Below are 19,850 nucleotides of genomic sequence, written 5' to 3' on the forward strand. Positions count from 1 at the left end.
TCATGGCTAGTCGGGTTCATCCTGGGTTTAAGCCTTCAGGAAAGCGTGACGCCGCATCCAGGTATGTGGGTGAGAATAGAAGAATGTCACAACCTATGGGACCTCGAACACCGATGGATTTGGCGCGCGCTCTTCCCGAGGGCGACGTGGTCGGCCAGTACCGGAATTACTTGGACGCGCAGAAGGCCGTGGATTATCTGGCGGACCAGCAGTTCCCGGTGCAAAGCGTCAGCATTGTCGGAAATGACTTGCACACCGTGGAGCGGGTGACCGCCCGGCTGAGCTACCCGCGCGTGGCTCTCTCCGGTGCTACGCAAGGTCTCATGCTGGGCTTCTTTGTGGGTCTCGTCTTTGCGATCTTTGGCCCGCAGCCCAACTATTTTTTGCTCCTGCCCACGATGGCCATCGGTGCGGCCGTGTTCATGGTCATTTCGGTGATCCAGTATTCGCTGACGCGCGGTAAACGCGACTTCGCTTCGGTGAATGCGATCGTGGCGCGCAGCTATGACGTCATTGTGGAGCGCGAGGTCGCCGGTCAGGCTCGGCAGCTTTTGAGCCAATTGCCGATGAACCCCGGTGCTGCGGCCGTTCAGCCCTTCGGCGGTTCTGGGCACACTAGCGCTCGTCAGGATACTTCGGTGCAGCCGCCGGCGCAGTGGCCGGCTTCGTGGCAGCAGGGCCAGACGAGCCAGCAGGGCCAGACGAGCCAGCAGGGCCAGCAGGGCGGCGCGCCCGAGGGGGCGTCCGGGCAGCCTCAGTCTGGCCAGGATACGCAGGCGCAGGGCACGCAGATTCAGGGCACGCAGGCGCAGGGCCCGAATCCACCGGGAGCCACGCAGGGCGGCGCGCTCGCCGGCGCGCCCGATAACCACACCTCGGGGAATGCCAACGGCACGGATCAAGCGGCTGCCGCGGAACAAGCCCAGAGGCCGAAACCGCCCTCGCAGCGTTTCCCGGATCTTCCCGATGGCCGCCCGATGTTTGGGGTGCGCGTGGATCCGAAAGATCAGCCTAGCGACGGCGAAAACGCCGAGAAATAGAAAACTTCCGTGTGAGCAATCTGTTGCTCACACGGAAGTTTTTAACTCAGCGCCGTTTTGGCGGCTCTGCGAGGCGCGACTCACCCGGCCGCGCGCCGGACGTTAATAGACGCGCTTTCCGCTTTGAACTTTTGCCATCCACGCTTCAATCTCGTCGGGATCGCGCGGTAGCGCAGCGGACAAGTTCACCGGTCCATCCTTGGTGATGAGAACGTCATCCTCGATGCGCACCCCAATACCCCGGTACTCTTCGGGGACCGCGTGGTCGTCTTCTTTGAAGTACAGACCCGGCTCGATCGTGAACACCATGCCCTCTTGGATCTCCCCGTCGAGGTAGAGCTCCCGGCGTGCCTGCGCGCAATCGTGTACGTCCAGGCCCAAGTGGTGGCTGGTTCCGTGCGGCATCCACCGGCGATGCTGCTGTCCTTCGGGGGAGAGCGCTTCCTCGAGAGATACCGGTAGCAAGCCCCACTCCGCCAATCGCTCAGCGAGAACGGTCACGGCGGCGGTGTGCACGTCGCGGAACTTGGCCCCCGGCTTGGCCGCCTCGAATCCGGCATCCGCCGCGTCCAGCACCGCTTGGTACACCTTGCGTTGGACCTCGGAGAATGTGCCGTTGATCGGGAGCGTGCGGGTCACGTCTGCGGTGTAAAGGGAGTCGACCTCGACGCCGCCGTCAAGCAGGAGGAGTTCGCCGTCGGTCAGCGCACCGTTATTGCGGATCCAGTGCAAGACCGTGGCGTTGTTGCCGGCAGCGGCAATCGTGTCATAGCCGAGGTCATTGCCTTCTACCCGGGCACGCGTGAAGAAGGTTCCTTCCACGATCCGCTCACCGCGCGGGTGCCCGATCGCTTGGGGGAGCTCGCGGACTACGTCTTCAAACCCCTTGATCGTGGCGTCCACGGCCAATTGCATTTGCTCGCGTTCCCACTCATCCTTGATCAGGCGCAGCTCCGACACCGCTTCGGTGAGTTTGCCATCGAGTTGGTCGGCGCTTTCCAGGTTGACACCGGTGTTGATGCGGGAGGTGTCCACTAACGCGTCCACGTTGAGGTCGCTTTCGCGCACCAATCGGATCTGCACGCCGCCGATATCGGCAACCCCGGCGTTCTTCGTGACCGCCACCTCCAGATCGGCGAGGTCCTTGACCGGAAGGTCCAGCTTGGCGGAAGTGACTTCGCGGTTATCGCGCGGACCGATCCAAAACTCGCCGTAGCGTGCGTTGGAGTAAAATTCTTCGGTGTCCCGCCCGGCAAGCTCCTTGAAATAGAGCGTCGCCTCATGGTTGCCGCCGTTATCCCCGGTGCCTTCATCTACCGGCTCCATCACAAGGACTGCGTCCGGCTCATGGTCAATGCCAAGACCGGTCAGATGGGCAAACGCCGAGTGGGCGCGGAACCGGTAATCGGTGTCATTAGAGCGCACCTTGAGCGGCCCGGCCGGAATCACGAGGCGCTCACCGGGGAATTTCTCTGACAGGGTACGACGGCGCGTGGCCGCGAAATCGGCGACGGCATCCTTTGCGGGGACTTGGGTATTTTCCTGCGCCCATCCTTGCGCCATGAACTCTTTGAACGCGTCGGAGTCGGGGCGTTGAGAACGGTTATTCACTCGATCGTCGAGGGCTTGGCCGTCGCCGGTGGGATTCTCGCTGGTTTCGGGGGTATTTGATTCGCTCACGTCTCCATGCTTTCACTTGGCCCGTCAACACGCCACTTCACACCGCGCGAGTTGCCACTTGCGTCGCGAAAGGTCGCCGCAAAAGCGTCGCATGTGGCAACTCGCGAAAGGGGGGTGCGGCGTTATTGCGGGAGATCAACCCCCAGAGACCGACTGGATCACGAGTATTTCTTGACCCGGGGCAATCACTGTGGCAACGCCGTCGTACTTCTTGATGTTGCGCCCATCCAGGAAAACATTCACGTGGCGCCGAATGGCGCCCGTCTCATCCCGCACGCGCTGAGTGAACTTGGGGTGCGTGGCTTCCAGGGAATCCAGGACGCTGGCGATGCTGCTCCCTGGCTCCACGGGTAGGAGCGCGGTGCCGTCCTCATCAAGGAGCGGAGCCAAAAAGGGTGCAAGCAGGCTCGTCACGTCCAGCGTGACGGTGTTTCGCGGCGGCTCGGTCATGGGATTAGCTCGGTCATGGTTAGATAGTCGCGGCGCGAATGCACAACACGTCGGCGAGGTGATCCGCAATCAGGCGGTAGGTTTCACCGTTGTCGGCGCTCGCGTACACCGCGCCGCCGCGAGTGCCGAGGTAGATTCCGGCCGGGGCACCGTCGTCAACGGTGGCGGCGTCGCGCAGGACCACGTTCTGCTCAAAGTCGGGGAGACCAGCGGAAAATCGTTCCCAGGTATCCCCGCCGTCTTGGCTGCGGTGCACCGCGAGCTTGCCGTCAACGGGGATGCGCTCGCCATCGCTGACCAGCGGGATCACCCAAATGGTGCCCGGCTTGCTTGGGTGCTGGATCATGTTAAAACCAAAGTTCGCCGGCAGGCCCTCTTCGATGGACTCCCAGGTCTCGCCGGCATTATCGGTGCGATACACGCCGCGATGGTTTTGCGCGTAGAAGCGATGCGGGTTCGCGGGATCGGCGGCGATCTTATGTACGCATTGGCCGTATTCGGGGAGCGGATCTGGCAAAAAGTACGCCGAGATGCCCTTATTGCGCGGGTTCCAGGTGTCCCCGGCGTCTTCGCTGCGGTAGACGCCGCCCGTGCTCATCGCTACGGTCAGCACCTCGCCGTCCGGGACGATGGAGTGGACGGCCGCCCCGCCAGCCCCGGGAAACCAGTCTTGGCGGTGCGGGTGGTCCCAGAGCGCCTGGTTCAAGCGGAACGTCTGGCCGCCGTCGGTGGATTTCCACAGGGACGTGGGCTCGACTCCGGCCCACACTTCATCCGGGTGAGCCGGGTCGCCGGGTTGGATCTGCCAGATGCGCTCCACCGCCGTGTCCGCGTCCTTGGGAAATGCGATGGCCGCGGTTTCCGGTTCGCTCCACGTTTCGCCAAGATCCCAGGAGTGGTACACGGTGGGGCCGAAGTGTTCGGAGCGAACCCCTGCCATGAGATGAGGAGTCTCGCCGCGCGTGTCAATGGAGATGCTGGGCACTTCTTCCATGAAGAAATGGGGGCCGCTCAGCGTGAAATTTTGCCGGTCCTCGCTGCGGGCGAACCACAGGCCTTTTTTGGTGCCGATGGCGACAAGTGTGCTCATACCCCCTAATTCCACCACCGGGGTACGGTGCTGGCAATGGTTTTCTCGGGATTTGTGCGGGCACGCAGTAGGTTGGACTCATGCGAATTGACCTGCACACCCACTCCAACCGCTCCGATGGGACCGAAAGTCCCGCGGATCTGGTGCGTTCGGCGCGAGAGGCAGGACTGGATGTCGTGGCGCTGACCGATCACGACACCGTGAGCGGGTGGGCGTCAGCGGCGCGGGCCGGCGAAGAGTCCGGGGTGCGCGTGGTGCCGGGCATGGAGCTATCCACCCGCTCGCCGCATGGGGTATCGATTCATATGCTCGCCTATGTATTTGTTCCAGCCGCCCCGGGGTTGCGTGCCGAGGCGCGCCGGTCATTCGAGGCACGGATTGGCCGTGGTCAGGCGATTGTGGAGCGGTTGGCGGCGGACTACCCGATCAGCTGGGATCTGGTGCAAGAGCAAACTCAGCCCGGGACCACGATCGGCAGGCCCCACATCGCCGATGCACTGGTGAGCGCCGGGGTTGTTGCCGATCGGGGCGAAGCCTTCGCGACGCTGTTGCACGGGTCATCCCCGTATTACGTCCCGCACTATGCCCCGGAGGCTGTGACCGCGGTGCGTTTGATTCGTGAAGCCGGGGGAGTGCCGGTATTTGCGCACCCCTTAGCGGACTCTCGCGGGCGCGTGGTCGGCGAGGACGCCTTTGACGAATTAGTGGCGGCCGGGCTTGGCGGCCTCGAGGTGCATCACCGGGATAATCCTCCCGCGGCGAAGGAGTGGCTGACCGATTACGCTCACGCTCACGACTTGATCGTGACCGGATCCAGCGATTATCACGGTGCGGGGAAGCCCAACCGCCTGGGTGAGAACCTGACCGCCGAGGATCAGTTGGAGCGCATCCTGGATCAGGGCCTGAGCGTCGAGGCGGTGTTGCGGGACGTCGAGCCCAGCTGAGCCCCGCACATCCCGCCGTTCATCCGCTAATGACGTTTTCATCCGGCAATTTCGTCATGAATATGCAATTAGCGGTTGAGCGCGCATGGGGACGGGCCGGGCTAGAGAAACTCCGCGTGCTCCCCGAGCCGTTTACGCATGACCTCGAGCGACTGCGGATTCTGGTCAATACACACAAACCTCCGTCCCAGCTGCGCCGCAGCCGCACCCAGAGTCCCGGACCCGGCGAAGAAATCCAGAACCCAATCGCCGGGTGCGCTACTTGCCGTCACGATGCGGCGCACCAGTCCCAACGGTTTCTGCGTGGGATACCCGGTTTTCTCCTTGCCGGTCGGCGACACAATCGTGTGCCACCACACATCGGTGGGAAGTTTGCCGAGTTCGCGCTTCTCCGGGGTGACGAGCCCGGGCGCCATATACGGCTCCCGGTCCACCTCGGTCGCGTCAAAGTAGTACGCATCCGGGTTCTTCACGTACACCAGGATGTTGTCATGCTTGGTGGGCCAGCGGCGCTTGGCCCGCGCCCCAAAGTCATACGCCCAGATAATCTCGTTCAAAAAGCACTCGCGGCCAAAAAGCGCGTCCAAGAGCACCTTGGCGTAATGCACTTCCCGGTAGTCCAGGTGCACATACAACGTGCCATGATCGGCCAACAGCCGCCACGCCTCGCGCAACCGCGGCTCCAAGAACTCCCAGTAATCCTCAAAGGAATCGTCATAACTGGCAAGCGCGCCGCGAATCGTCTGGTAGCTCTGCCCCTGAAACCCGATCCGATCGCCCTGCTCGGCACGCACCATTTTCATTTCCTGGCGCCGCTGCACCCGCCCGGTATTGAACGGCGGATCGACATAGATCAGCGAAAACGCGCCGTCCGGCAATTGCGGCAAGACGGCGGCGTTATCCCCGGCAATGACCAAGTTCGGGCCGTCCGCACGCCATGACACGTGCTCGACCATCGGCTACTGCGACTCCGGCGCCGACCGGCGGGTGCGGCGGCGGCGCCGGCCATTTCCCTCACCGTTGGATGTACGACGGCGTTGCTCGCCCCGGGCGCTCTGCTCGCCCTGGCCTTCGCTCGCCTGGGCGTTTGCGCTCGAAGAGTTCTCGGCACCCGCGCGGTTATCCTGCTTCCCGCCGGAACGGCGACGATCGGTGCGGTTGCGGTCCGAGCGGGGCTTCCGCTCGCGATTGCCCTCGCGTCGATCGCTCTGGCCGGAATTGCGTCCCGAACCGCGGCCGCCACTACGGTTGCCGCCAGTTCTGCCGGAGCTCTGGCGGGAACGTTTGCCGTCCGGGCCGCCCAAGTCTTCGACCTCTTCGGCATCTAGTCCGGCAAGCTTTTGCTCTGATTTGGGCAGGCGCCCCTTGGTTCCGGCCGGAATGTTGAGATCGCTATAGAGGTGCTCGGAAGAGCTGTAGGTCTCGACCGGCTCTGGCACATGCAGGCCCAGGGCTTTGTTGATCATTCCCCAGCGGTGCACGTCTTCCCAGTCGACAAAGGTCACGGCGGTGCCCTTGTTCCCGGCACGGCCGGTACGTCCGACACGGTGCAAGTACGTCTTTTCATCATCCGGGCACTGGAAGTTGATGACGTGGGTGATGTTTTCCACGTCAATGCCGCGGGCCGCGACGTCGGTAGCGACCAACACGTCAATCTTGTCGCCGCGGAAGGCGCGCAACGCCTGTTCGCGTGCGCCTTGGCCGAGGTCGCCGTGAATGGTGCCAGCGGCGAAACCGCGCGCGGTCAATTCATCCGAGAGTTTGGCCGCGCTGCGTTTGGTCTGGGTGAAGATGATGGTCTTGCCCCGACCCTCGGCCTGAAGGATACGCGCGACGACTTCATCCTTGTCCAACTGGTGCGCGCGGTAGATGACCTGGCGGATGTCCTTCTTCGTGATGGAGTCATCGTCCGGGTCGGCGGCGCGAATGTGGGTTGGGCGGCTCATATACTGACGTGCCATCGCCACCACCGGGCCTGGCATGGTCGCGGAGAACAGCATGGTTTGGCGCTTGCTCGGGGTGGCGGCGAGAATCGTTTCGACATCGGGCAGGAAGCCAAGATCCAACATTTCGTCGGCTTCGTCCAGCACCACCATGCGCACATCGCCCAAGTTGAGGTGCTTTTGCTTGTACAGGTCGATGAGGCGCCCGGGGGTGCCGACGACGATATCCACGCCGCGGCGCAGTCCCTCGATCTGGGGTTCGTAAGCGCGGCCGCCGTAAATGGTGATGACCCGGACCGGGAGTTTGCGGCTGGCGGTCTGCACATCGTTGGCTACCTGCACCGCTAGTTCGCGAGTCGGCACAACGATGAGGACCTGTGGGGCGCCTGGGTGTGCGAGCTGCGCTTCTTCCGGGCTGTCTTTGAGGATGACCCGGTTGATGGCGGGCAAACCGAAGCCGAGAGTCTTTCCGGTGCCGGTCTTGGCCTGGCCGATCACGTCATGGCCATCGAGTGCCACGGGCAAGGTCATCGCCTGAATGGGGAAGGGGTGAGTGATTCCGGCGTCCGCCAGGGCGGCGACAATTTCTGGCTTGAGACCAAAGTCGGCGAAAGACTCGGACTGAATTTCTTCGCGCTTAGCCTCGGTTTCGAGGTGGTTTTCAACGGGCAATTCTTCGGCAGAGTTGTCTGCATGCAAGGGCTCAATGCCCTCGTGAGTATCAGTGTTCACAGAGGTTCATTCTGGTAAGGCTTGGTCAATGCTCAACGAGAAACCCGGAGCCAGCCAAGGGTGCGGCACGGAAGCCGATCGCGATTTTCTTTGGCGCCGTGGCGCTCTGAAGTGGATTGGGTACAACTGTACGACCGGGCATCCACAAAATACTTGACCATCTTACCGGTATCTTGGCGGTTAATACGTCAAAGGCGGCTTAGGGCTGAATTGTGAACGTCACGGTGCGGGCCAGTATGTCCGCGCTTTCCAGCTTGACCTTGACCCGAGTGCCGGCTTGAGCGCTTCCTGTTGCCGACGCCGCGACCGGCGGGTGCGCGATCTGAATTGTCACTCGGGGCTTCTCTCCAGCGTCCTTGCCGTTGCTGCCATTGATAACCACGGCGTCAAATACTTCGCCGACGCGATCGCGCAATAGGGCCGCCTCTACGGCGTCAATCGCGGCGCGGTCCGCTGCGTTCGCGATCTGATCGCCGCGTCCCATGAGTTTAGGAAGTTCGGGAAGTGCTTGACGAACCCAATCCGGGATGTCGGAATCGCTCGCGATTGCCAAACACAACGCCAGCACAAAGCGGTCCACGAGTCGGCGTAACGGGGCGGTGGTGTGCGCATACGGGGCGCCGATTGCGGACTGCACCGCGTCCTCGGGCACGGTGCCATCAAAGGGCGTGTAACCCACCCCGCGAAAGAGCGAGGTTGCGGCGACGAGAATCGCCAGATGCTGCGGATTTTCCGGGTCGAGCGTTCGCAAATATGCGCCATACTGCATATCTTCGGGCCACGGGGCGTTAAGTACTTGCGTCTGGAGCCGAAACTTGGCAATGGCCTCGGCTGTGGGTTCGGGCATGGTGCGCAATATGCCAATTTTGGCATCAAGCATCAGCTGTGCCGCTTCCATACCGGTCATGAGCGATATTTGCGCATTCCAGGCTTCCACCGGTAAAGCCGGGCGCGAACGCAAACTGTACCGACCGCCGTCGTACTCAATTTCCTGATCCGGAATATTAAGGCTGGCGCCGCCGCGAAGGTTCTCGAGTTCCACCCGCTTGAGCCCGACCGTCTTTAACAAGGTGAGCGTCGGCAGAATGCGTTCGTCCTCGGGAGGCGGGGCGGAACCGTCAATCCAGGCCTGGCACTGCACGTAATTGAGCTTCGCGATGCTCTTGATCCGTGCTCGCTGCAAACTGGTTTTCTGCACTGCGCCGTCGGCGTCGAGATCAAAACGCCAGACGTAGGCGCCACGCACCTGGTCGGCGATCAGCGAGGCCGCGTCCTCGCTGAGCGATTGCGGGTGGAGCGGGATGCGCGCGTCGGGCAGGTAAATGGTTTGGGTGCGCTGGCGGGTTTCGGCGTCGAGCGCGCCGCCGGGATTGACGAAGTGCGGGACGTCGGCAATCGCGTAATGCACGGTATAGCCCGGGGTGTTTTCCTCGAGATACAGCGCCTGATCGAGGTCCATGGAGCCCTCGGGGTCAATCGTGATGAAGGGCAGGTCGGTCGCGTCCTCATCCGGGAGGCGGTACTGCTCGATCGAGCGTTGTGTGTCCTGAAGCACCTCGGGGCTGAAGTCTTGCGGTAGCTTGAATTCCTCGCGGATCGCCGCAAATGCCTTGATGAGCGTGCGTTCGCTGGACGGATTGGTGACGGTGACATGGGTTGCAGGCACGGTGTTTAGCCTAACGCGTGTGCCTGGAGAATGGCACGGCTAAGCTGAGGGCATGAGCGATTCTCAGCCCGTGGAGTCTCATCCGGCGCCCAACGAACAGTCCACCATCGACCTTTTGGGCCTGATGGCGTATGGGGAGCTGTCCGCATTTGAACGGCTCGCCTATGATGCGAGATTCTCGCCCACGTTGGCCGACCGGAAAATGCTCGGGGCGCTCGCGGTATCCGAGTTTGAGCACTTCGAACGCGTGAGCGCTGCGCTCGGTTCGCTTGGCGCCGATGTCGATCAGGCGATGGAGCCGTTCCGCGCCTCGGTCGACTTCTTCCATGAGCGTACGCGGCCGGCGGATTGGTATGAATCCTTGATGAAGGCGTATGTGGCGGATTCGGTGTCCAGCGATTTTTACCGCGAGGTTGCCGACTTTTTGCCGGAATCCGCACGGGAGGTGGTGCAGTCCATTCTGAGCGATGCGCACTCCGGCGACCAGTTGAGGGATCGGTTGCGCAGGGCCCTGGATGAGGACCCGCGGCTGAGTTCTCGCCTGGCCCTGTGGGGGCGGCGGCTGGTCGGCGAAGCGCTGACACAGGCGCAGCGGATCGCGATTGAGCGGGCGGTTTTGATGGGGCTGGGCGTGGACCAACACCCCGAGCTGGCCGCCGCGATCTCCACTCCGCTCATGGCGCGGCTGACCCAGAATCACTCGCGGCGTATGAGCGAACTCGGGCTGACCGCTTGATCCGCGGCGCCCCGCGGCCGGGGATGCGCGCCCACCCGCACCGAGCCCACCCGCACTGAGCGCACCCGCACTGCGCGCACGCGCACTGCGGCCGCGTTATTTGGGAGCGAGCTCGGGTAGCGCCGCACGTAGACGCCTCGCCGCAGCCCGGGGATCCTCGGCGTCGGTGATCGCACGGACAACCACGATCCGGCGGGCGCCGGCGTCCACCACCTGGGTGACATTAGTTTCATCGATGCCGCCGATCGCGAAAAACGGGATGGCGGGATCTAGTCCGGCGGCGTATCTGACCAAATCTAGGCCAACCGCCGTTCGGCCGGGTTTGGTGGGTGTGGACCAGAGTGGGCCGGTGCAAAAATAGTCGAGAGTGCCTGCGGCCAAGGCGGCGTCCACATCCTGTTGCGAGTGTGTGGACAGGCCGATTGCTGGTTCCTGCCCCAGGAATGTACGGGATTGCTCAGGGGTGAGGTCCAGTTGCCCGCCGTGGAACACCGTTGCCCCGGCCAGCGCCGCAATGTCGGCGCGATCATTGACCGCCCAGAGCGCATCGAATTCTTCGGCCACGGTGCGCAACGTCTCTAGCAGCGCGAGCTCTTCTTGCGCCTCAAGGTCCTTGTCCCGAAGCTGAATGATGTCCACACCCCCGTCAAAGGCGGCGCGGAGAAAGCCGGCGAAGTCGCCTTGGGCCCGGCGGGCATCGGTGCACAAATACAGTTGCGCGCTCGCCAGTTTTGACGTCACAGCAGAATCGGTCATGAACTCCACGGTATCGGCGAGTAAGATGAAAACCTACTACGGGAGCCCGCACGGGCTGAGAGGGCGCATAGCGCCGACCGTGATTCTCTACCGCGTTTCGCAAGTGGCGCGCGCACAGAATCGAACCTGATCCGGGTCATGCCGGCGGAGGGAAGGGCAAGGGTGGAGTCACCAACAACAGACGTAGCCGTCATCGGCGGCGGCATCATTGGCTTGATGATTGCCCGTGAGCTCGTCCGCTCGGGGCGCCATGTCACACTGATTGACCCGGCCCCGTTCTCTGGAGCTACCAGCGTCGCGGCGGGCATGCTTGCGGACATCGACGAATTTCATTTCCAAGAAAGCGCCCTGGCCGAATTCACCGTTGCGGCGCGCGGGATGTGGGACGAAATATTCACCCAGTACGGCGCCAGCGAATTAGGGGTGACCACCGGCATTTTGACGGTGGGCGTTGATCGTGATGACCGGGACACTATCGCCAGGTTGCGTGGGGCGTTTCACAGTGCGCAAGGCAGCGACGGATCCGAGGACAGGCTGTTGACGCTCCGGGAGGCCCAAGAGCGCGAGCCACAATTGTCGCGCCGCATTTCTGGGGCATTTTTCTCCCCGACGGGCGCCGCTCTGGACCCGGCCGCGCTCTCCGAACTCTTGTGGTCCGAGTTGCAGGAGAACTCTCGATTCTCCCACCGCCCGCTGGCCGTGAGCGGGCTCGCCGTATCTCATGGCCCGGGCTCAGACGGTATGGGCATCCGCCTCAACGAAGCGGCCGAGCCCGCCCGCGTTCTCGGCGCCGAGTGTGAGAACGGCGAAACGATCTTCGCCCAGGAGACGATCATCGCCAATGCCGTTGGGGCGGCCGCGCTCGCGAACCTCCCCGCGCCGCTTCCGCTCCGAGCGGTATACGGTGACATTCTTCGCCTCATCCCCGCGATCCCCTCGGAGCTCCCAAGACACACCCTGCGGGCCTTAGTCGGAGGCCGCAGCGTTTACCTTGTCCCACGCCGCGACCACATGGTTTTGGGAGCCACCGTGCGCGAGGACGGGCGCCCGGGAGTGAGCGCCGAGGGCGTGCACCAGCTCCTTCACGACGCCCACCTGGTGTACCCGGCAATCTTCAACGCGAGCATCCTCCGCCAGGAAAGCGGCGCGCGCCCGGGTACCCCAGACAATCTCCCGCTACTGGGCCGGTTCCTCGAGGACGAGGGCACAGAGATACCCGGATGCGTTGTTGCGACCGGGTTTTTCCGGCACGGTGTGCTCCTCGCGCCGTTGGCGGCGCGCGCGGTTGCGGACATTCTCGACGCGCCCAAAACACCCGAACGCTGGCGCGCCTTAGCCCCAGATCGCTTCCACTCGCGCCACGGCCAGATCGCCAGGAAGGTCAGCATATGAGCACTCACACAGTAGAAATCAACGGGACTCGGCGTGATGTGCCCGCCCACGCCACCATGATCGACGTGGTTCACATGGTCACGGGACAAAACTTTGATGCCAATGGGCGGCCTACCGACGGCGGGCGGGTCGGCGTCGCGGTGGCGATCAACGGACAGGTGGTACCTCGGAGCAAGTGGCGGGAAACCCGCGTGAGTGAATCAGATCAGGTAGAAATCGTCGGAGCCGTACAGGGAGGCTAACCATGGATGAATTGATGTTCGACGGCGTTGGGCTGGGTTCCCGGCTCATCATGGGTACCGGGGGCGCACCGAGTTTAGCGGGATTGGCGGAAGCCTTGAGAGCGTCCGGAACCGAATTGACCACGGTTGCCATTCGGCGGTGGAACCCGGCACAGACCGGTGGCCTCTACGACGTGCTCGATGAGGCGGGCATCAGGATCTTGCCCAACACCGCAGGTTGCTTTTCGACGCGCGAAGCCGTGACAACGGCAGAACTTGCCCGCGAGGCACTAGAAACCAACTGGATCAAGCTTGAGGTCATTGCCGACGAGGATACCCTGCTCCCGGAAGTCGTGGGTTTGTTGGATGCCACCGAACAACTCGCGAACAAGGGTTTCGTGGTGTTCGCGTACACCAATGACGATCCAGCCGTGGCCCGCGCATTAGAGGATCGCGGGGCGGCAGCGGTCATGCCGCTCGGTTCACCAATTGGGAGCGGGCTTGGCATCTTGAATCCGCACAATATCGAATTGATTGCTGCGCGAGCGTCGGTGCCGGTGGTCCTGGATGCGGGAATCGGCACCGCATCGGATGCCGCCTTGGCGATGGAACTTGGCTGCGACGCCGTGCTCGTAGCTTCAGCAGTGACGCGGGCCGAAGACCCGGTGCGGATGGCAAATGCCATGCGCATGGCAGTCCAAGCCGGTTGGGAAGCCGCGCATGCCGGTCGCATTGTGCGCCGGGAACTCGCCATGGCGTCCTCGACAATGGAGGGGCGCGCCGATCTGTAGCGCGCCCCTCCATTCAGAAACGTTAACGAACTGCGAATCCCACCGGGCGAGACTCGCTGGCACCGATTTCGACGTAGCCCAAAACCGATCCGGGGACGATAATAGTGCGACCCTTGGTGTCTTTGACCACCAAGTCCGTCTTATCGGCGATGGACTTGGACACCTGGGCGGCAAGGTCTTCGGCCGATTGGTCCGTTTCCACCACGATTTCTCGGGAGACGTTTTGCACACCAATTTTAATTTCCACGGTCTAGGCACCCTTTCTCAGCTTTGAATGTGTTGCGAGCGTATCTAAGTTTCTTTCGGGAAGCGGCTGATTCCGCGCCAAGCTAAACGGTAAATCAACCCGATTGCTTCCTCGATGTCTAACGCCCGGTCACTGCGCAACCATTGCAAGGTGCCCTCCTCCACCATGCCGGAGAGTCCGCGGCCCAGCAGCAAGGATTCGTCATTGCCTAAGTGCGTGTCCGCCGCAATGACTTTGGCAATGGCAGCGGCAAATCCCGTGTGGAACTTTTCTAAGAGTCGGTGCACGTCCGGGTCCACCGTCAGGTCGGATTGGAAGACCAAGCGATGCGCCTCGGAGTGTTCGTCGGCGAAACCGAAGTATGCGGCCATGGTGGCGCGCACTCTCTCGCGGTTGTCGTCGGTTGACTCGAGTGCGCGGTCCAGCCGATCGGCCAACTCGGCGAGGTGTTCCTCCAGCAGGGCCAAATACAGTTCCCGTTTTCCGGGGAAGTGCTGGTAGAGCACGGGCTTAGAAACGTGAGCGGCATCGGCAATGTCATCCATGGCCGCACCGTGGTAACCGCGGCTGACAAACACTTCTCGCGCGGCCGCCAGGAGCTGTCGACGCCGCTCAAGGCGAGGCATTCTCAAGGTTCTCGACCCTCCGCCTGTAGACACGAGCCACCTTTCATTGCCAAAGCTCTCCCGCCCGTACGGTGGGCAGTGTCTTTCAGTCTAAACCTTCACGGGCCAGCGGGTGGGCCAAGAAACAGTTATCCAATGCCTGCGCAGCGGGCATACATTGGAAGAATGCAGAATCAGGTCAACAACGGCGGGAAACTCGAACCGCTTGTCCAACCTACTGATGCGCTGAGCGACTCACAGCTGCAACGCTATTCGCGGCACTTGGTCATCCCCGGGTTTGGTGAAGAGGCGCAACGCAGGCTCGCCAATGCGCGCGTGCTGGTGATTGGCGCGGGCGGACTAGGGTCCCCGGTTCTCATGTATCTGGCAGCGGCAGGGGTCGGAACAATTGGAATCGTTGATGACGACACCGTGGACGTGTCCAATTTGCAGCGCCAAATCATCCACGGCCAAGGCGACATCGGAACACTCAAGTCCTCATCCGCGGCACGTTCGATCGCGGAGATCAACCCGGACGTCACCGTGATCGAACACCGCGAACTGCTTGATAACTCCAACGCCGTCGAGCTCTTTTCCGGATACGACATCATCCTTGATGGCACCGACAACTTTGCCACTCGCTATCTGGTTGCCGACGCCGCGACCCTTGCCGACAAACCATACGTGTGGGGATCCATTTTGCGCTTCGAGGGCCAGGTGAGCCTCTTTTGGGACTCCCACGGCCCCAGCTACCGCGATCTCTTTCCCGAACCGCCGCTCCCCGGCACCGTGCCTAGTTGCGCCGACGGGGGAGTGCTCGGCGTACTCTGCGGGATAGTTGGTAGCGTCATGGCGACGGAAGCTATCAAGGCCATCACCGGCGTCGGCAAGACGGCACTGGGCACATTGATGGTGATCGACGCTCTCAACCTGAAATGGCGCACCCTTCAGATCGAGAAGGACCCTGAACGCGCTCCTGTCTCTCAATTGGGAAACTATGAGGCGTTCTGCGGAATCGACACCACCACAATGCTCCCCGAGGTCAGTGTCGAAGAATTGGCCGAACTCCGGCATCGCGGTGAGCCCGCCATTATCGATGTGCGGGAGCAGAGCGAATGGGACATTGTGCACCTCGATGATGCGACTCTCATACCCCGCGGCCAGATCATGAGCGGTGAGCGAGACCCTGGCGCACTCGTCCCGGCTGGCGTGGAAGAAGTCTACGTCTACTGCAAGGGCGGAACGCGGTCCTCGGAGGTTGTGCGGTATTTGCGCAATCGCGGCGTCAACGCGATCAACGTGCGCGGCGGCGTGATCGACTGGGTTGAAAAGATCGAACCGCACAAGCGCCGCTACTAATTCCCATCTATGTAGCGCGACACGCCGAGGAAACACGTGTTTCCTCGGCGTGTCGCGCTACATAGATGAGGGGAGGCTAGGCGGAATGGCGGGTCTCGGTCTCGACGTCGGCACCGGCGCCAGCACCGGCATCGACGGGGCAGCTCGCTTGCGACGCATGGGCACCGGTATCGCCGCGCTCGCCGACCTCGAGTCCAAACAGCGACTCAAGCGCATCGACATACTCTTGACCGCGCCCCTCGGCGGCAAGCTCGCGGGCCCGCACCGTCGGAATGTGCAAGAACTGGCGCATCATCCGGCGCAGCGCGAACTCGACCTCTTCGGCCGCCGCGGTGCACCCGTGTTGCGCACGCACCTTTGCCATCTCGGCGTCCAACACCTGCATTGTGTGCGAACGCAAAGCCACAATCGCCGAGTCGATTTCTCGGGCGGCATTGCGCTCGGCGAACTCCTCGACCGCCGAATCCACAATGTCCCGTGCCTGCTCCACCACGGCCGCTTGCTCCAGCGGCGCCGCCATCCGCACCGACTCCAAGGTCAGCATGTCCACCCCGGGAAGCTGCCCGACACCGGGTTCAAAGTCGTGTGTCAGTGCCAAATCGATCACGGTCAACTGCCGTGCCTCGCGTCCGGACCGTGAGCGTCCGGTGGCAAGCGAGGACGCCTGCACCTGAAAATCCCCGCCGGAGCAACCGATCAGCACGTCGGCGCTAGAAATCGCCGCATCCAACTCATCGGAGGGAACCGCGGCAACCCCGCGCTTGGCCGCAAACTCCGCGGCCCGCCCGGAACTGGAGAACACGCCAATATTGGCGGCACCGCGCTCGCGCAGCAGTGCCACCGTGGCACCGGCATACGCCCCGGTCCCGATAATCACCACGCGCCGATCCGCCCACAACGGCACCTCGGCCAGATCATCGGCCAAATCCAACGCCACCGACACAATGGAGCGGCCACGCTCGCCCAAACTGGTCTGCGCCCCGACCTCTTTCGCGGTCTTGGATGCGGACTGGAACAGCTTAGACAAGGGCTTGCTCGTCAATTGAGCCGCCTGAGCCTCGCTGTGCGCGCGGCGCACCTGCCCGGCGATCTCCCGTTCGCCCACGACCGCGGACTCCAAGCCGGCGCTGACCGCGAAAAGGTGATGAACGGCGTCGTTCTTGGCAAAAACCTGAAACGCGCTCTCCAGGCGAGCCGCGGGAATGCCGGTGGACTCCGCCAGCCCGGCAAGGGCAATACGGCGGGTGCGTTCAACATCGGACTCTTCGGCGACCTCAATATAGAGTTCCAGCCGGTTACAGGTGGAAAGCGGAATGACGCCGGAAACCCAGGAGTGTTTAGACAGCGTGGAAGCGACCTCGGAGAAGGACGTGCTCAGCCGAGCGATCGTCTCCAGGTCTACTTCGTGATGCGATGCAACGAGTGAAATGAGAACCACAGCAGAACAATGCTAACGCGCCGCGCGCCCCAAGGAGCATTAGGCAGACCTAAAGATGCCCCTATTTCTACACGTTGTAGAAGTGATTCTGGCCACGATCGCCACCCCGATTGCTCGCGCGTGCGCCAAACAAGTTGCTCGCGCGTGCACCAAACAAGGCAGAATCGAAGCATGACTGCGCTTTCCACGACTCTCCCCGCGAGCCACCCGCTGACCACCGGCGCCACGGCGAACGCACCGCTCATCCAGGCCTACCGCGGCCAGCGCCCGGATCGACTGCCGGTGTGGTTCATGCGCCAGGCCGGACGCTCGCTACCCGAATACCGCGAATTGCGCGAAGGCGTCGCGATGTTGGACTCGTGCCTGCGCCCCGAGATGGCCGCCGAGATCACCCTGCAGCCGGTCCGCCGCCACGGGGTCGATGCCGCGATCTTCTTCTCCGACATCATGATCCCGCTCAAGCTCGCCGGCGTCGACGTGGATATCAAGCCGAACGTCGGCCCGGTGCTCGGCGCGCCGATCCGCACCGCCGAAGACATCGCGCGCCTCCCCGAGCTGGAGGACGCTGCACTGGATCCCATCCGGGAGGCAGTTGGCCGGGTGGTCGCCGAATTGGGCACGACGCCGTTAATCGGCTTTGCGGGGGCACCGTTCACCTTGGCTGCCTACATGGTGGAAGGAAAACCAAGCCGAGACCATTTGGGGCCGCGCACCATGATGTACGCGGATCCGGCGGCCTGGGATGCCTTGGCCTCGTGGGCGGCGCGCACCTCGGGCAAATTCTTGCGCGCCCAAATAGAGGCGGGCGCCTCCGCCGGGCAGCTCTTCGACTCCTGGGCGGGCTCGCTCTCCTTGGGCGACTACCAAGAGTTCGTTGCTCCCGCATCTGCCACCACGCTCTCTGCCGCCAAAGACCTGGGTGTGCCGCTCGTGCACTTTGGCACCGGGACCAGCGAACTGTTGGTGGCCATGCGAGATGCCGGTGCCGACGTCATGGGAGTGGATTACCGTTTGCCGCTATCCGTGGCGAATCAACGGCTAGGAGGCACCACGCCGCTGCAGGGCAACATCGACCCGGCGTTGCTCGCTGCGCCCTGGGACGTGTTGGAAGCACACGTGCGCGATGTCGTGGAGCAGGGGCGAGCGGCTCCGTCCCATGTGGTCAACCTGGGACACGGCGTGCCCCCGGAAACCAACCCCGAGGTGCTCACCCGTATTGTGGAATTAGTGCACTCACTCTAAATACAGGAGGACGCGCATGGCGGATCGAGACAAAGCGAAACGCGCAGATGTCGTGGTCATCGGCGGCGGCATCGCCGGACTGGTGTCTGCGCTGGAGTTGGCCGATCGCGGCTTTTCGGTAATCGTGATCGAAGCCGCGGAAACCGTAGGCGGTGCTCTCGCGCAACATACCGTGGGCGGTCTGACTCTGGATGCCGGAGCCGAATCCTTCGCGACCCGCAACACCGCGACACGCACCCTGATCGAGGAGCTGGGGCTCGCCGACGCGATCGAAACCCCCGAGCGCACCGCATGGATTCAGTACCCCGGCGAACCGGCAAGCGAGCACGCACGCGAACTCCCGGTCACCGGGATGCTTGGCATTCCCGCCGACCCCGAGAGCAAGAGCGTCACCGAGACCATCGGCACCGCCGGTGCGCTGCTCGCCCTCAAAGACCACGTGGCTCCCACCAAGAAAATTGCCGCGCAACGGCCGTTGAGCCTCGCGCAACTCGTCGAAGCGCGCATGGGCAAGGCGGTACTGGATAAGCTCGTGCGGCCGATTGTCGCCGGGGTGTATTCGGCCGAGCCCGAAGACCTCGACGCGGACCTGGCGCTCCCGGGGATTCGCAAGCGACTGGTGGACGCCGGTTCGCTCGCCAAGGCGGTGGCCTCGATGCGGCAAGCGGCTCCGGCCGGTTCCGCTGTCGGCTCGCTCAAGGGCGGAATGCACACCCTCGTCAAAGCCGTGGATGCGGCCCTTCGCGAGCGTGGCGTCACGATTCTCACCGACACCGCGGCGCACACACTTGAGCGGGAGGGCGAAGAGTGGGTCGTCACCATCCCGAGCCGCGGCAAAGGCGCCGCCGACGCGCACGTGGTGGGCAACGCCGTCGTACTTGCTCTCCCCGAAGCCGAGGCCAGAGCCCTGCTCAACGGAATTCTCGAGGTGCCCGGCGAGGACGCGGTGACTCCGGAAATTCACTTGGTCACGCTGGTGGTGGACAAGCCGGAGCTCGATACGGCCCCGCGCGGTTCCGGCGTGATCGTGGCCGAGGGCGCACCCGTGCAGGCCAAAGCGCTCACCCACGCGAGCGCCAAATGGGAGTGGCTGCGCGAAGAGGCGGGGCCGGGCACGCACGTCATACGGCTGTCCTATGGCAAACAGGGCGACGGCGCCGACTATGCCAGCTGGGACGCACAGACCTGGCGGGACACCGCGCTCGCCGACGCATCGGTGCTGCTCGATACCGAGCTCACCGGCCAGGACGTGCTGGACTGGGACCGGGTGAGCTGGCAGGGCGCGCAACCCTCGGCGCGCTTGGGCCACGCCGCGCGCGCCGCCGCGATTCGCGAAGCCGCTCACGGCGTGCCGGGCTTGGCGTTGACCGGCGCATGGCTCGCCGGCACCGGTTTGGCCCGCGTCATCCCAGACGCTCGGGCGCGGGCCGAGGCGCTCGCCGAAAGCCTCGGCGCCCCGTTGGGGGAGGACCCAGGGATCGGGGATACGCTCGGCGGCCCCTGAGCCGCGTGGGATTG

Annotated in this window: 19 protein-coding genes; 9 read left to right on the forward strand and 10 right to left on the reverse strand. The window is 63.3% G+C overall.

Annotated elements, in window-relative coordinates; translation table 11 throughout:
- Nucleotides 1–83 precede the first annotated feature (83 nt).
- Nucleotides 84–1,040 carry a YflT domain-containing protein gene (locus tag O148_RS0106670; protein ID WP_026530294.1) on the forward strand — a complete coding sequence of 319 codons (957 nt, stop codon included), beginning with the start codon at nt 84–86 and terminating at the stop codon, nt 1,038–1,040.
- Nucleotides 1,041–1,142: 102 nt separating this feature from the next.
- Here O148_RS0106670 and O148_RS0106675 read toward each other — a convergent pair whose 3' ends face one another.
- The 3 genes from O148_RS0106675 to O148_RS0106685 form a co-directional block, all read right to left on the reverse strand.
- A complete protein-coding gene (locus O148_RS0106675) occupies nt 1,143–2,720 on the reverse strand; it encodes an aminopeptidase P family protein (protein ID WP_026530295.1) in 1,578 nt (525 codons plus the stop codon).
- Nucleotides 2,721–2,855: 135 nt separating this feature from the next.
- The gene (locus O148_RS0106680) at nt 2,856–3,170 is read right to left on the reverse strand and encodes a MoaD/ThiS family protein (protein ID WP_026530296.1); all 315 of its coding nucleotides are present in this window, start codon (nt 3,168–3,170) and stop codon (nt 2,856–2,858) included.
- 19 nt (nt 3,171–3,189) lie between these two features.
- Nucleotides 3,190–4,260, reverse strand: coding sequence for a WD40/YVTN/BNR-like repeat-containing protein (locus O148_RS0106685; protein ID WP_026530297.1), 1,071 nt, complete (start codon nt 4,258–4,260; stop codon nt 3,190–3,192).
- 80 nt (nt 4,261–4,340) lie between these two features.
- Between O148_RS0106685 and O148_RS0106690 the strand changes: the two genes are divergently transcribed.
- Nucleotides 4,341–5,204, forward strand: coding sequence for a PHP domain-containing protein (locus O148_RS0106690; protein ID WP_026530298.1), 864 nt, complete (start codon nt 4,341–4,343; stop codon nt 5,202–5,204).
- A gap of 101 nt (nt 5,205–5,305) precedes the next feature.
- Here O148_RS0106690 and O148_RS0106695 read toward each other — a convergent pair whose 3' ends face one another.
- From O148_RS0106695 to O148_RS0106705, 3 genes are all read right to left on the reverse strand, one after another.
- The gene (locus O148_RS0106695; RefSeq protein ID WP_026530299.1) at nt 5,306–6,160 is read right to left on the reverse strand and encodes a DNA-methyltransferase; all 855 of its coding nucleotides are present in this window, start codon (nt 6,158–6,160) and stop codon (nt 5,306–5,308) included.
- A 3-nt stretch (nt 6,161–6,163) separates the two neighbouring features.
- The gene (locus O148_RS15270; protein ID WP_420805764.1) at nt 6,164–7,879 is read right to left on the reverse strand and encodes a DEAD/DEAH box helicase; all 1,716 of its coding nucleotides are present in this window, start codon (nt 7,877–7,879) and stop codon (nt 6,164–6,166) included.
- A 199-nt stretch (nt 7,880–8,078) separates the two neighbouring features.
- Nucleotides 8,079–9,545: an RNB domain-containing ribonuclease gene (locus O148_RS0106705; RefSeq protein ID WP_026530300.1), complete on the reverse strand. Its 1,467-nt coding sequence runs from the start codon at nt 9,543–9,545 to the stop codon at nt 8,079–8,081.
- Between the two features lie 52 nt (nt 9,546–9,597).
- Here O148_RS0106705 and O148_RS0106710 point away from each other — a divergent pair, with 52 nt between their 5' ends.
- On the forward strand, nt 9,598–10,281 hold the full coding sequence (locus tag O148_RS0106710) for a ferritin-like fold-containing protein (protein WP_026530301.1): 684 nt from the start codon (nt 9,598–9,600) through the stop codon (nt 10,279–10,281).
- Between the two features lie 96 nt (nt 10,282–10,377).
- Here the strand turns inward: O148_RS0106710 and thiE are convergent, their stop codons facing one another.
- Nucleotides 10,378–11,037, reverse strand: coding sequence for a thiamine phosphate synthase (thiE, locus tag O148_RS0106715; protein WP_026530302.1), 660 nt, complete (start codon nt 11,035–11,037; stop codon nt 10,378–10,380).
- A gap of 162 nt (nt 11,038–11,199) precedes the next feature.
- Here thiE and O148_RS15275 point away from each other — a divergent pair, with 162 nt between their 5' ends.
- The 3 genes from O148_RS15275 to O148_RS0106730 are packed head-to-tail and all read left to right on the forward strand — an operon-like array spanning nt 11,200 to nt 13,441.
- Nucleotides 11,200–12,429 (forward strand): FAD-dependent oxidoreductase, encoded by a 1,230-nt coding sequence (locus tag O148_RS15275; RefSeq protein ID WP_051619940.1) that lies wholly within the window; start codon nt 11,200–11,202, stop codon nt 12,427–12,429.
- Nucleotides 12,426–12,671 carry a sulfur carrier protein ThiS gene (gene thiS, locus O148_RS0106725; RefSeq protein ID WP_035745280.1) on the forward strand — a complete coding sequence of 82 codons (246 nt, stop codon included), beginning with the start codon at nt 12,426–12,428 and terminating at the stop codon, nt 12,669–12,671. Before O148_RS15275 ends, thiS begins: the two co-directional genes overlap by 4 nt.
- Nucleotides 12,672–12,673: 2 nt before the next feature.
- Nucleotides 12,674–13,441 carry a thiazole synthase gene (locus O148_RS0106730; protein WP_026530304.1) on the forward strand — a complete coding sequence of 256 codons (768 nt, stop codon included), beginning with the start codon at nt 12,674–12,676 and terminating at the stop codon, nt 13,439–13,441.
- Between the two features lie 22 nt (nt 13,442–13,463).
- Here the strand turns inward: O148_RS0106730 and O148_RS0106735 are convergent, their stop codons facing one another.
- On the reverse strand, nt 13,464–13,688 hold the full coding sequence (locus tag O148_RS0106735) for a DUF3107 domain-containing protein (RefSeq protein ID WP_026530305.1): 225 nt from the start codon (nt 13,686–13,688) through the stop codon (nt 13,464–13,466).
- Nucleotides 13,689–13,732: 44 nt separating this feature from the next.
- Nucleotides 13,733–14,314, reverse strand: coding sequence for a TetR/AcrR family transcriptional regulator (locus O148_RS0106740; RefSeq protein WP_026530306.1), 582 nt, complete (start codon nt 14,312–14,314; stop codon nt 13,733–13,735).
- 165 nt (nt 14,315–14,479) lie between these two features.
- Here O148_RS0106740 and moeB point away from each other — a divergent pair, with 165 nt between their 5' ends.
- A complete protein-coding gene (moeB, locus tag O148_RS0106745) occupies nt 14,480–15,652 on the forward strand; it encodes a molybdopterin-synthase adenylyltransferase MoeB (protein ID WP_026530307.1) in 1,173 nt (390 codons plus the stop codon).
- A 76-nt stretch (nt 15,653–15,728) separates the two neighbouring features.
- On the opposite strand, the gene O148_RS0106750 is transcribed toward moeB, so the two are convergent.
- Complete coding sequence (locus O148_RS0106750) at nt 15,729–17,090, reverse strand: glutamyl-tRNA reductase (protein ID WP_026530308.1); 1,362 nt, start codon at nt 17,088–17,090, stop codon at nt 15,729–15,731.
- A gap of 171 nt (nt 17,091–17,261) precedes the next feature.
- Between O148_RS0106750 and hemE the strand changes: the two genes are divergently transcribed.
- Both hemE and hemG read left to right on the forward strand, forming a co-directional pair.
- Nucleotides 17,262–18,332 carry a uroporphyrinogen decarboxylase gene (gene hemE, locus O148_RS0106755; protein ID WP_035745284.1) on the forward strand — a complete coding sequence of 357 codons (1,071 nt, stop codon included), beginning with the start codon at nt 17,262–17,264 and terminating at the stop codon, nt 18,330–18,332.
- Nucleotides 18,333–18,348: 16 nt separating this feature from the next.
- Nucleotides 18,349–19,836 (forward strand): protoporphyrinogen oxidase, encoded by a 1,488-nt coding sequence (gene hemG / locus O148_RS15280; RefSeq protein ID WP_051619941.1) that lies wholly within the window; start codon nt 18,349–18,351, stop codon nt 19,834–19,836.
- The last annotated feature ends 14 nt before the right edge of the window (nt 19,837–19,850 follow it).

Origin of the sequence: Haematomicrobium sanguinis DSM 21259, assembly GCF_000688395.1 — a bacterium.
Classification (GTDB): Bacteria; Actinomycetota; Actinomycetes; order Actinomycetales; family Micrococcaceae; genus Haematomicrobium; species Haematomicrobium sanguinis.